The organism is Alterinioella sp. B-7, assembly GCF_056857775.1.
The window spans coordinates 80195-92721 of sequence record NZ_JBSXNT010000036.1; the positions used below are offsets into that span (position 1 = coordinate 80195).

Sequence of the window (12527 nt, forward strand, 5' to 3'; positions counted from 1 at the left end):
CAGCGTTTCACGGAAATCGCCTGTCGAAAAGCCCTAAGAACCCGCGCCGAGGACCAGCGCCACCACCTGCGTGGCCGAGGTCAGGCCGAGCTTGCGATAGGCACGGCGGCGCAGGGTGCGGATGGTGTTCTCGGACACGCCCAGTTCCAGCGCGCTGCCCGCCACGCTGATGCCCTTGACGATGAGGTCGCAGACCTGCGCCTCACGCATGGAGAGGCCGGCGAAGCCCGCGACGCTGCGCTCCCGCAGGGCGGAGGCGCTGGCGCGGGGGGCGAAGTGGAACGCCTCGGAGCCCACGATGCGATGGCGCAACCCGATCAGTTCATGGGCCAGCGGCAGGACCGATTTGAGGCGGGCGAGGTCCGGCGCGCTGATCGGTCCGGCCTCGGCCCCGCGCAGGTAGAAGGACAGGAATCCGGCCCGGCCCGTGCGCGAGGAGACGGTGACCCTTTCGATCACGCCATCACGGGCGTAGATCGGTGCACGGGGATCGTGACTGGGCGGGTGCCAGTGTTCGATGGCGAGGCCACCCTCGGGCGCGGCCGCGATCCGCGAGGCGATGTCGTCGCGCAGGAAGGGGTTGGACAGGATCGTGCGGGCGTTGCGGTTGAACCAGTAATCGCTCATCTCGCCCGACCAGACCGACAGCACCGGGTCGGGCCGCGCGCGATCGGCGATGTAGAAGGCCCCGAAATTGGCGATGCTGGCGGCGGCGCGGATATGGGCCAGCAGCCTCTGCCCGAAATCGGGGCCGGGGACCGAGGCCGCAAGGCGCGCGGCGGCATCGCGGGGCAGGGGGCGCATGATGTCATCCATTCGGGTGACATGACTAATCTCCGGCGGCGCGGTATTCAAGGCGAGGATCGCCAGACAGGACTGCTCATGACCCGCATCTTTTCCGACAAGAACCGCCCCGTGCATCTGGGGCCCTTCCCGCTGGAACGGCTGGCGCGGGTGGCGCGGGTGGACCTGGATGCCGTGACGCCGATGCGGCCCCTGTCCTTCCGCAGGCCGGAGGCGCCGGAGAGCATCGTCAATGCGATGGGCGAATACCAGGCGATGATGGATGCGATCCGGATCGGGCTGGTCAACAAGGCGGTGGCCGAGATCCCCGCCGATCCGGTTGAGCGGTCGAACCACCTGAAATCATTCGGCTACTTCTCGGATGCCGCGATGGTGGGGGTGTGCGAGCTGCCGCGTGCGGCGCTGCTGGAAACCCCCGTCGAGAACCCCGATATCGACCGCCTGGCGCAGGATCTGCGCACCAAGCAGACCAAGACGCTGGCCTCGGGGATCGATATGATCATGGCCGACCTCAAGGAAAGCATGGAGGCCCCGGCGACGAGCATCGCGGGGCATAGCCATGCGCTGGTCTTCCTCTACGAGAACCCCCGCGCGCCGGAGCCAGGCGAGGAGGGCTGCGACTGGCTGGAGGATGCGCAGGAGCATCGCGCCTGCCTGCGGGCGACGGAAACCGCCTGCGTCATCGCCAATTACATCCGCATCCTGGGGTTCGACGCGCGCGCGCATTCCTCCAACGCCAGCGATGTGGACCTGAACAAGCTGGCCGTTGCGGCGGGGCTGGTCTGGGGGGAGTCCTTGCGCGCGCCCTATATCGGGGATCGCTTCGGGCTGGCGGCTGTGACCTGCGACCTGACGCTCGAGGCCGACAGGCCGCTGGCCCCCGAGGCGGCGCAGCCCGCGTTCCGCACCAGGGGCCCCGCGTGGCAATTGGGGATGGGCTTTGCCCGGTCGGGGCTGAACGGCAACCCTTATGACAAGCGCCGCTTCGTCGATGGCGCGCAGCCCTTCGAGAAGCTCAAACGCGTCGATACGCCCACCACCTATATCGACGAGGCGCGCGTCGCGCGGGTGCCGAAACGCGCCGACATGTTCGCCCGTGCGCAATTCGGCGATATGGGCAAGACGTTGCAGGACGGGGCCAAGGGTGGGCATTACGTGCGCAAGGCCGCGCCCGCCTTTGCGCAGCGCCGCGCGCTTGGGGCCTTCGTGCTGTTGCAGGATGGTCCCGCCGGGGACGGCCCGCGCCCCGATGACGCCGCCCGCAATGCCGCCAATGTCAAAGCGGCCAGCTATTTCCTCGGCGTCGATGCGGTGGGGATCAGCCGCTGCCCGGACTGGACCTGGTATTCGCATGACGCCGCCGGCGACCCGATCGACCCACCGCATGACCAGGCCATCAGCATGATCATCGACCAGGGTTATGAGACGATGGAAGGATCCAGCGGCGATGACTGGATCGCGGTGGCGCAGTCGATGCGGGCCTATCTGCGGTTCTCGCTCTTGGGGGGCGTGATCGCCAAGCAGATTCGCAACCTGGGCTACAAGGCCAAGGCGCATACGGTGATGGATGGCGAGGTGTTGCAGCCGCCGCTGCTGCTGCTCTCGGGGCTGGGCGAGGTCTCCCGCATCGGCGAGGTGATCCTGAACCCCTATCTGGGTCCGCGCCTGAAATCCGGCGTGGTGACGACCGACATGCCGCTGGCGCATGACAGGCCCATCGACTTCGGCCTGCAGAAATTCTGCGAGTCCTGCAACAAATGCGCCCGCGAATGTCCCTCGGGCGCGATCACCGCCGGTCCGAAGCTGATGTTCAATGGCTACGAGATCTGGAAATCCGACAGCCAGAAATGCGCCACCTACCGGATCACCACCAAGGGCGGCGCGATGTGCGGACGCTGCATGAAGACCTGCCCGTGGAATCTTGAGGGGCTGTTCAAGGAGGCCCCGTTCCGGTGGGCCGCGATGAAGCTTCCCAAGGCGGCCCCCGTGCTGGCGAAGCTGGATGATGCGGTCGGCAATGGCGGGCTGAACGATGTCAAGAAATGGTGGTGGGATATCGAGTTGCAGGAGGATGGCGGCTATCGCCCGACGCAACACGCGGTCAACCGGCGCGATTTGCAGACGGATCTGGACCTGAAATTCGAGGATCAGACGCTGGCCGTCTATCCCGCGCCGCTGGCCCCGCATCCCTGGCCCTACCCGTTCCACATGGACCGCGAGGCGGGGATCGAGGCCTATCAGGCGATGGTCACGGCGCGCGAATACCAGGCGCGGCTGAAGATGGGCGAGACCGGGTTCCTGCATAGCTACAAGGTTCCGGGCGATGCCCCCGTGATCCGGGTCGAGGTGACGAAAGCCGAAAAGATGACCCCCGAAGTGACCAAGTTCGAGTTCCGCGCGCTCGATGGCGGCGACTTGCCGGAATGGACCGCCGGGGCACATCTGGATATTGTCGTCGCGCCCGAGTTCCTGCGGCAATATTCGATGTCGGGCGACCCGGCGGACCGGTCGAAATACCAGATCGGCGTGCTGCGCGAGGAGGGCGGGCGGGGCGGATCGGCGCTGATGCACCGGATCTTCGCCGAGGGGCGCAAGATCTTCATCTCCAAGCCGATCAACCACTTTGAGCTGGTGGAGGAGGCGGAAAAGACCTTCCTCATGGGCGGCGGTATCGGGATCACGCCGATGATCGCCTTCGCCCACAGGCTGCACGCGTTGGGGCGCGATTTCGAGCTGCATTACTCCTGCTCCAACCGGGGCGCCGCGGGGTATCTGGACGATCTGGCGGCGATGCCCTGGGCGGGCAGGGTGCAGTATCATTTCTCGGATGAAGGCAGCCGCGCCGATCTGGCCCGTATCCTGACCTATGCCCCCGGCACCCATGTCTATACCTGCGGGCCGGATCGCTACATGAACGGTGTCATAGAGGCCGCGGAGGCGGCAGGGTTCCCGGACGAGGCGCGGCACCTGGAATATTTCTCGGTTCCCGAGGTGCCGGATTACGTCAACCACCCCTTCACGCTGGAACTCAAGGATGGCCGCAGGCTGGAAGTGCCCGAGGACCGATCCGCCGCCGAGATGTTGCAGGAGGCCGGGATCGCCGTCGATATAAAATGCGAGGATGGCATCTGCGGTGTCTGCAAATGCGGCGTGCGGGAGGGCGCGGTGGAGCATCGCGATTTCGTGCTGTCCAAGGCGCAGCGCGAGGGCGCGATGATCACCTGCCAGAGCCGCGCCGCCAGCCCCGGCGCGGTGATCAAGCTGGATATCTAGCCAGGTCTAGAGGCGCGCAATCCGAAAACCGGTGCCCACTTTTCGGATTGCACCCTTCTGTGGACGCGCAATTTTGCCCGAAAACCGGTGCCCACTTTTCGGATTGCGCTTAGTGGCTCATCAGCACCGGGATTTTCGGGGCTTTCAGGATGTCATGGGTGACGCCGCCAAAGATGTCCTGCGAGAACTTGGAATGTTCGAACGCGCCCATGACCAGCAATTCGGCCCCGACCTTCTGCGCGGCTTCGGCGATGATCCGGGCGATGGAGCGGCGGTCGCGGTCGACATGCATGGACACCGCGTGGATGCCGTGGCGCTCCAGCAATGTCATGATGCCGCCGCCGGGCATGGTCGCGGGCAGGGTCTTGCCGATGGTCAGCACCGTGACCTTGGCCTTTTCCTCCAGCGTGGCCATCGCGTCGCCAAGCGCGCGGGCGGCGGATTTCTTGCCGTCCCAGGCGATGATCGCGTGGCGGGACAGCCCCTCGGCCTCGAACCCGTCGGGCACCACCAGCACCGGGCGGCCACTGTTCAGCGCCAGCGTGTCGGGATTGGCCGAGAGGTGCGATTCGGCGGTCGCGCCGCTATGCGGGCCGGTGACGATCAGGTCGTAATGGCGGGCAAGCTCGGACAGGCGAACGCCGCCCTCGGGCTCCAGGCTGATGAACTCGGAGCGGTCCTGCATCCCCGACTTCTCCATCGTGCGGGCGAATTTGCGCTTCACCTCGGTGATACGGTCGGTGTCGAGGTTGCGAAGCTGCTTCATCAGGTCATGCGGGATCATCGCGTGATGGCGCGATTGCAGCAGGTCGTTGCCGTGGCGCAGCACGCCGGTCAGGTGCGCGCCGTGGTGATCGGCCAGGCGCAGGGCATGGCGCAATTCGCCTCCGCCGCTGGTCTCGCCGCCATAGGCGCACAGGATGCTCTTCAGACTCATGCCGTTTCCCTCCGCTGGTCCTGATATGGATCATAGCGGGTTTCAGCCGACGGGACTTGATCCGGATCAATCGCGGGCGACCGGGCCATTGCAACGCCCGGCGGCTTCGGTGCAGGCTGGCCCGGACCCGGCCCCAGGAGTGACCCACGCAATGACCCTTCGCCCGACCCGCCGCATGATCGCCCTCGGCCTGCCCGCGCTGGCCCTTGCGGGCTGTTCCACCGGGATCGGCGGCATCGCCCCGCCCGCGCGCAGCGCCAATGAATGGCGCACTGTGCCGAATGACGATTTCGACGCCTGGCTGGCGGGGTTCCGGACCCGCGCGGTGGCCAGCGGCATCTCGGAGCCGACGGTGACGCGCGCCAGCCGCGAGATGGGCTATGTGCCGCTGGTGATCGAGCGCGACCGCAACCAGGCCGAGTTCAACCGCACGATGGAGGATTACCTTGCCATCGCCGCCTCGGATGAGCGGATTTCGCTAGGTCGCCAGAGGCTGCGCCAGCATGGCGGCACCCTGGACGGGATCGAGGCGGAATACGGCGTGCCGGGAAACGTGGTCGCGGCGATCTGGGGGATGGAGACCTTTTACGGCACGCGCATGGGCGATGCCCCGACGCTGGCCGCCATGGCCACGCTGACCTTTGACGGGCGGCGCGAGCGGTTCTTCAACGCGCAGCTTCTGTCGGCCTTGCGCACGCTGGACCGGGGCGATGCGCAGCTTGGCGATATGTATGGCTCCTGGGCGGGGGCGATGGGGCATACGCAGGTCATGCCCGAGGTGCTTGAGGAATACGGTGTCGATTTCAACCGCGACGGGCGCAAGGGCGCCTGGGAGGATGACCCGACCGACGCGCTGGCCACCACCGCCAATTACCTGCGCCGCTACGGCTGGCAGCGCGGCCGCCCCTGGGGAATGGAGGTGCAGGTGCCGGACGGGTTCGACGCCGGCTTGGCCGGCCGCGGCAACGGGCGCAGCGTGGCGGCCTGGAACGCGGCGGGCGTGCGCGACATGGACGGGGCCCCGGTGCCCGATCACGGCGAGGCGGCGCTGCTTCTGCCGATGGGGGTGAACGGGCCGGGGATCATGGCGTTCCGCAACTTCTTTGCGATCCGGCGCTACAACCCCGCCGACAATTACGTCATCGGCATCGGGCATCTTTCCGACCGGCTGGTCGGCGGGCCGCCCATTCGCGGCACCTATCCGCCCGATGAATACGGGCTGACGCGGGCCGGACGGCAGGAGGTGCAACGCCTGCTGACGCGCGCGGGATATGACACCGGCGGGGTGGATGGCGTGATCGGGCCGGCCAGCCAGTCGGCGATCCGCGACTACCAGCGCGCCAACGGTCTTGGCGTGGACGGCATCGCCAGCGCCGCCCTGCTGACCCATCTGCGGGGGTGAGCCGGGGTAAATCCAGGACAAACCTTGAGCGAACCCGGCGACTCCCCCTAGGCTGTAACCCTTAATCAAAGCAATTTTGGAGGGTTTTCACCAATGTCCCGTCTCGCATCCGCCACAGTCCTTGCCCTTGCCCTTGCCCTGTCGCTGCCTGCGGCGCCCGTTCTGGCGCAATCGCCGCTGACGCCGGTCTCGATCTCCGTCACCCGCTATGACACGCTGCCGCAATTGCAGCCCGATCACGGCATGGCCTGCTGCGCCCTGCCGATGCTGGAAAGCGGACCGGATCAGGATTTCTACTATATCGACCTGGATTTCAACGTCGCCTGGTCGGATGATCTGGACCGCGTCTCGATTTCGGGGCGCGACATCTTGCTGAATTTCGAGGGCGGCGACGAGGACGGGCTGCGCGCCTTCGGGCGGATCAACTACCTGCCGATGGTGGAACTCTCCGGCGGCTCCATCTCGGCCCGCCGCCCGCGCGACTGGCCCGATGAGACCGCGCAGGCGTTCCTGAACAACCTGTGGATGGTGCCAGACGGCGTCACGCAGGCGACCTTGAGCGTGGGGGAGGAGGGCGAGCAATTCGAGATCATCCTGAACCTCGACATCCCCGTCAGCGAGATGATGAGCCCGCTGGAGACCGTCGAGGTCACGCTGAACGGCTTCTCCATCGACGAATCCATGTCGCGCGACCGGCGGCTGACGGGGGGTGAACTGGCCATCACCATGACGCCGACCATGGGGCAGCTTCTGCGGCTGGATGCGACGTTGAGGCCGCTGATGAACACCAAGACGGATTCCGATCAGGGTGAAAACCGCTTCTTCTTCTATAACAACTACATCTCGCTGGTCGGCCCCGATGGCATTCCGCTGGCCCCGCTGGGGCAGGATCTGAGCGGGTCGTTGCAGAATGATTACTCCAACTCGATCAGCTGGGATGACGAGGAGGCGAACGGCTCGGATCGCGGGCTCTATTTCCTCGGTGCGGGCACGCCGGGCACCTACCAGGTCTATTACCTCAGCGATCTGGTCGGCGAGATCACGCTGCAATAATCGGCCAGTGGCACGCATGGGCGGCGGATGGGCAATGGGCCCCCCGCCGCCCATTTTCGTGCTGGCCATTCGGGCGGCCCGGTGGTCAACTCGCCGCGCGATGGCAAGAACGGAGGACCGGCCCGATGAGCATGACCTGTGGCGAAGCGACGATGCGCCTTCTGGCGCGCTATGGCGTGAGCACCGTCTTCGGTATTCCCGGCGTTCACACGCTGGATCTGTGCCGGGGCCTGACCGGCGGCGACAATGCGGGCGCGATCACCCATATCCGGTCGCGCAATGAACAGGGCGCGGGCTACATGGCCGAGGGGTGGGCACGCGCGACCGGCGAGGTCGGGGTGGCCGTCGTCATCTCCGGCCCCGGCGTGACCAATGCGGCCACCGCTGTGGGGCAGTGCTATGCCGACAGCCTGCCGATGCTGCTGATCTCGGCCGAGCCGCCGACGCGAACGCTTGGCAAGGGGTGGGGCGTATTGCACGAGATCACCGAACAACGCGGCGTGACCGAGCCGATCTGCGCGTTTTCCGCCACCGCGCATTGTGCCGCCGACATCCCCGACCTGGTGGCGCGCGCCTTTGCCGTCTTCAACAGCCAGCGGCCCCGCCCGGTGCATATCTCTTTGCCGATGGATGTGCAGGCCGAGTTGGTGGACGAGATCTGGGAGGCCGTTCCACTGCCCGCCCGCCCGGCACCCGATATGGCTTTGGTCGACCGCGCGGCGGAATTGTTGCGGGGGGCCAAGCGCCCCCTGATCCTGCCCGGCGGCGGCGCGACCGGGGCGGCGGCGGACCTGACCGCGATTGCCGAGGCGCTGGGCGCCGCCGTGATTCCATCCAGCGCGGGCAAGGGGATCGTACCGGATGATCACCCGCTGTCGCTCTCTGCCGCGATGGGCAAGCCTGAAGTCAGGGACTTCGCGGCCAAGGCCGATGTGATCCTGGCCGTCGGCACGGAACTGGCCGAGACCGACAGCTATGTCGAGCGGATGGACCTGCCCGGCGACATCATCCGCGTCGATATCGACCCGACCAAGATCAGCGATCTCTACCCGCCCAAGATCGGCATCGTGGGGGATACGAAACACGCCATGGCGCGGCTGCGCAAGGCGCTGGAGGGGGGCGCGGCGGTGTGCGATCCGCGACCGGAATTGGTGCAGGTCCGCGAGAGCATCGCCGCCACGCTCAGCCCCGCCGAGCGTCAGCATGTGCGCCTGACGAGGATCATGGACGAGGTCGCGCCCGAGGGCACGATCTGGTCCGCCGATGCGACGCAGATCGCCTATACCGGGCTCTTCTCCCTGCCCACGCGCGCGCCGCGCCACTGGATGTATCCGGCGGGGTTCTGCTCGCTCGGCAATGCGCTGCCCAATGCGATCGGCGCGATGAAGGCGCGGCCCGGCGTGCCGGTGGCGGCGATGGTGGGCGATGGCGGATTCATGTTCACCATGCCCGAGATCCTGGTGGCCGCCGAACAGGGCCTGTCCCTGCCCATCGTGATCTGGAACAACGAGGCGCTGAAACAGATCCGCGACGACATGGATGCGCGCGGCATCGACCGGGTCGGAATCGACGGGATCAACCCGGATTTCCAGATGCTGGCACGGTCCTGTCAATGCCATGCGGAATGCCCGGGATCGGAGGCGGAATTCCGCGAGGTCTTCGCGGCGGCCTTCAAGGCGGGTCGCCCGACGCTGATCGAGGTGCGCGAAGGCAGCGACTGGCTGCTGTGACGCGCTACCGCGCGACGGCGTAATGCACCGGCATCGGTGTGCAGTCCGGGCCGTTGATCGGGGCCGCGCCGCTGCCCGGTGGGACATCCATCGGGCAGGTCGAGAGCACGAGAAAAAGGTCGCAGAGCGCGCGGAAGGTAACGTTATCGCCCGGACGGCTGAGCGGCGCGGTGACGGTGACGGAATTGCCCTCGACCGGCACATTCATCCACAGGTTCAGCGGGTTCGGCGCGGTATCGGCATGGAGGCCCTGTTCGGCCAGCGCGGCGATGAAATTGTCGCGGCAATTGGCATGACCGGGGGCACAGCCGAGATGCGCATAGAGCCACGGATCGCAACAGGCCACGATGGTGTCATGCGTGCCGGGAAAACTGTCCTCCACCAGAGCCAGCATGGGCGTGCGGCGATTGCTGAGCATGTGGTCGCCTGTCACCGGATGCAGATGGCCGGTGACGCGACGGGTATGCTCCATCGACAGAACCTCGGATGGGTCATTCGCGCTCACGGCCCAGGTGTCGACGACCTGGCTGCCATGCGTGTTGGTGATGCGGATGCGGTCGCCGGGGCGCAGCCGGATGGCGGTGCCCGTGCGGGCGGGCAGTTCGGTGGGTGGGCCGAAATCGGGTGCGGTCATGGCTGGTATCCGGGACTGGACAGGGATCGGAGCATTGTAGGCGGCGTCGGAGAAGGGATCAATTTCGGGCAGGGGGATCCTCTCGCATATCCTTGGGATATGCTGCCGGATCGTGCAGCTTGCGTTGCAAGGTGCTTGGTGGAGCCTAGCGGGATCGAACCGCTGACCTCCTGCATGCCATGCAGGCGCTCTCCCAGCTGAGCTAAGGCCCCGAATACCGCCGCTGTCGCGACCGTAGGCGCGGTTTATGGGAGAGCGCGGACAGGATCAAGGGAAAAATTCGCGGCCCTTTACCCCGGCAATCCGGCACGAAAAAAGGCGGGCATGATGGATGCCCGCCCCGTCTCGTTCTCCGCAAGTCGGACCCGCTCAGCTGTCGTCGTCATCCGAGGCGACATCGGCCAGATCGTCCAGCGCGACGGTATCGTCGTCGTCGTCATCCTCGAGCAGATCGTCATCCAGTTCGATGTCGTCATCGTCATCTTCCAGGATCGCATCCGCATCATCGACCACGGCGGCATCATCGCCATCCTTGGCCTTCGCCTTGGTTGCGGATTTGTCGGGCTTGTCGGCGGTCAGGCTGCGCGACCCCTTGCCGGTGTCGATATTCACGACCTCGCCGGTATACGGGCTGACGACAGGCGACTGGTTCAGGTCATAGAACCGCTTGCCGGTGGTTGGGCAGACCCGTTTGACGCCCCATTCTTCTTTGGGCATGACACCCCCTTCAATCATCGCTATCGAGTGAATGCGGTCACCTGACACAATGTTCCGGGGCTGTCAAAGCCTTTCCTCGGCTGCCGGGGGTGGGCCAATGAGGAAAGCGGGCGCATGGGGCGGAAAACCCATATTCTGGACGGAGATCCACCGATCGAGGTGGCGCTGAAGCGCAATCCGCGGGCGCGGCGGTTCACCTTGCGGGTCTCGCGCTCGGGCGGGACGGTCAGCCTGTCGATGCCGCCCTTCGCGCGCGAGGCCGAGGCGCTGTCCTTCCTGCACGATCGCGCCGGTTGGGTGCGCAAGCATCTGTCGGATGCACCGGGCCCCAGGCGGCCCGAGATCGGCGGCGGCTTTCCCGTGCAGGGGGTAGAGCGGCAGGTGCAGGCGGCACACGGACGCGCCGCGCGGTTTCGCGATGGCGTGCTGTTCATGCCCGAGGGGCCACGCGGGCCGGTGGCGCTGACCTCCCTCCTGAAACGCATGGCGCGCGAGGAATTGGCGGCACGCTGCGCGGTTCATGCACGAGCGCTTGGCCTGTCCCACGGCAAGATCACGCTGCGCGATACGCGGTCGCGCTGGGGCAGTTGTTCCTCGCGCGGGGATCTGATGTTCTGTTGGCGGCTGATCATGGCGCCGACCGAGGTCTTGGATTACGTCGCCGCGCATGAGGTCGCGCACCTGGCCCATATGGACCATTCGCCCGCCTTCTGGGCCACCTGCGCGCGGCTTTGCCCCGGCTACGCCGCGCCGCGGGGGTGGTTGAAGGCGCAGGGCTCCGAGCTTCTGGCCTGGCGCTTTGACAGCTTGCCCTGAGGGGCGGCTTGTGATCACGTAATTTCATGCTGTTGAATCCCCGCCCGCCCGATGCCGGTGTCGCCCATGACCGCGTGTTCCGCACCTTGCGGACCCGGATCATGCATGGCGAGATTGCACCGGGCCAGGCGCTGACCCTGCGCGGGATCGGCAAGGAATTTGGAGTCTCGATGACGCCCGCCCGCGAGGCGGTGCGGCGGCTGGTCAGCGAAGGGGCGCTGTCGCTGTCTTCCTCGGGGCGGGTCGGGACGCCGGAACTGAGCAATGACCGGATCGAGGAGCTGGCCGCGATCCGGGCGCTGCTGGAGCCGGAACTGGCCGCGCGCGCGCTGCCGCGGGCGCATTTGGCGCTGCTGGATCGGCTGGATACGATCAACACCACCGTGGCCGAGGCGGTCGCGAAACGCGATGCCGTGGGCTATATCCGCGCCAACCTGGAGTTTCACCGCACCCTCTACCTGCGCGCGCAGGCCCCGGCGATGCTGGCGCTGGCGGAAACCGTCTGGTTGCAGATGGGCCCGACCATGCGTGCGCTTTACGGGCGGCTCAGGCGGACCGATCCGCCACGTCACCACCGGCTGATTCTGGCGGCGTTGAAGGCGGGGGACGAGCCGGGGTTGCGTGTGGCGGTGCGGGCCGATGTGACGCAAGGCTTGCGGCTCTTGGCGGGGTAGGGGATCGAATTGCTTCGCAATCCGACGAATTGGGGGGCCAGCCCCCCAAACCCCCCGGGCAAGTGTGTTGTTCAGGTTGGCTGGTATGGCCTGTTTTCGCGGATCATGGCATTTAGAATGATGAGCAGTTTGCGCGTGACAGCGATGATGGCCTGTTTTGGAGCTTTGCCGTTTGCTGTGAGCCGGTCTGAGAAAGCGCGCAGGGATGGTTCGTGTCGCGCAGCGCTGAGCCCAGCCATGTACAGCACATCGCGCAGGCCCTTGCGCCCGGCGCCGACCCGGCGTTTGCCGGTGCGCACACCGCTATGTCGAGCCATGGGAGCCACGCCTGCGAGCGCCGCGACCTGGCGCGGGGTGAGCGTGCCCAGTTCCCGCATCTCGGCCAGCAGAGCGGTGGCTGAGTCCGGCCCCACACCTGGACCCGGGCGCAATACAGCTGCTTTGCTGCGCAGATCTTCTGATCCCGCGAGTCAGCGCGAGAGGGCCG

11 protein-coding genes and 1 tRNA gene are annotated in these 12527 nt (G+C 66.6%); 6 read left to right on the forward strand and 6 right to left on the reverse strand.

The features are described 5' to 3' along the window. Positions 1-33 precede the first annotated feature (33 nt). Positions 34-816 (reverse strand): helix-turn-helix transcriptional regulator, encoded by a 783-nt coding sequence (locus AC13C7_RS13910; protein WP_482867844.1) that lies wholly within the window; start codon positions 814-816, stop codon positions 34-36. A gap of 66 nt (positions 817-882) precedes the next feature. Here AC13C7_RS13910 and AC13C7_RS13915 point away from each other — a divergent pair, with 66 nt between their 5' ends. Continuing rightward, the gene (locus AC13C7_RS13915) at positions 883-4077 is read left to right on the forward strand and encodes a reductive dehalogenase (protein ID WP_482867845.1); all 3195 of its coding nucleotides are present in this window, start codon (positions 883-885) and stop codon (positions 4075-4077) included. Between the two features lie 109 nt (positions 4078-4186). Here AC13C7_RS13915 and AC13C7_RS13920 read toward each other — a convergent pair whose 3' ends face one another. Continuing rightward, entirely contained in the window at positions 4187-5014 is an 828-nt protein-coding gene (locus AC13C7_RS13920) for a universal stress protein (RefSeq protein WP_482867846.1), read from the reverse strand. 151 nt (positions 5015-5165) lie between these two features. Here AC13C7_RS13920 and AC13C7_RS13925 point away from each other — a divergent pair, with 151 nt between their 5' ends. The 3 genes from AC13C7_RS13925 (at position 5166) to AC13C7_RS13935 (ending at position 9199) form a co-directional block, all read left to right on the forward strand. After that, entirely contained in the window at positions 5166-6416 is a 1251-nt protein-coding gene (locus AC13C7_RS13925; RefSeq protein ID WP_482867847.1) for a lytic murein transglycosylase, read from the forward strand. A gap of 93 nt (positions 6417-6509) precedes the next feature. Next, a complete protein-coding gene (locus AC13C7_RS13930; protein ID WP_482867848.1) occupies positions 6510-7469 on the forward strand; it encodes a hypothetical protein in 960 nt (319 codons plus the stop codon). A gap of 125 nt (positions 7470-7594) precedes the next feature. Further along, positions 7595-9199 (forward strand): 5-guanidino-2-oxopentanoate decarboxylase, encoded by a 1605-nt coding sequence (locus tag AC13C7_RS13935; RefSeq protein ID WP_482867849.1) that lies wholly within the window; start codon positions 7595-7597, stop codon positions 9197-9199. Positions 9200-9203: 4 nt separating this feature from the next. Here the strand turns inward: AC13C7_RS13935 and AC13C7_RS13940 are convergent, their stop codons facing one another. The 3 genes from AC13C7_RS13940 to AC13C7_RS13950 all read right to left on the reverse strand — a co-directional run bounded on the left by AC13C7_RS13940 (position 9204) and on the right by AC13C7_RS13950 (position 10550). Then, the gene (locus AC13C7_RS13940; protein ID WP_172319531.1) at positions 9204-9833 is read right to left on the reverse strand and encodes a DUF1989 domain-containing protein; all 630 of its coding nucleotides are present in this window, start codon (positions 9831-9833) and stop codon (positions 9204-9206) included. A 136-nt stretch (positions 9834-9969) separates the two neighbouring features. Further along, positions 9970-10045: transfer RNA gene (locus AC13C7_RS13945), tRNA-Ala, on the reverse strand. Positions 10046-10202: 157 nt separating this feature from the next. Then, complete coding sequence (locus tag AC13C7_RS13950) at positions 10203-10550, reverse strand: TIGR02300 family protein (RefSeq protein WP_172319532.1); 348 nt, start codon at positions 10548-10550, stop codon at positions 10203-10205. Positions 10551-10664: 114 nt separating this feature from the next. Here AC13C7_RS13950 and AC13C7_RS13955 point away from each other — a divergent pair, with 114 nt between their 5' ends. Continuing rightward, complete coding sequence (locus AC13C7_RS13955) at positions 10665-11366, forward strand: M48 family metallopeptidase (RefSeq protein ID WP_482867850.1); 702 nt, start codon at positions 10665-10667, stop codon at positions 11364-11366. 26 nt (positions 11367-11392) lie between these two features. Then, entirely contained in the window at positions 11393-12040 is a 648-nt protein-coding gene (locus AC13C7_RS13960; protein ID WP_172319534.1) for a GntR family transcriptional regulator, read from the forward strand. 71 nt (positions 12041-12111) lie between these two features. Here the strand turns inward: AC13C7_RS13960 and AC13C7_RS13965 are convergent, their stop codons facing one another. After that, entirely contained in the window at positions 12112-12471 is a 360-nt protein-coding gene (locus AC13C7_RS13965; RefSeq protein WP_482867851.1) for a transposase, read from the reverse strand. Between the last annotated feature and the right edge of the window lie 56 nt (positions 12472-12527).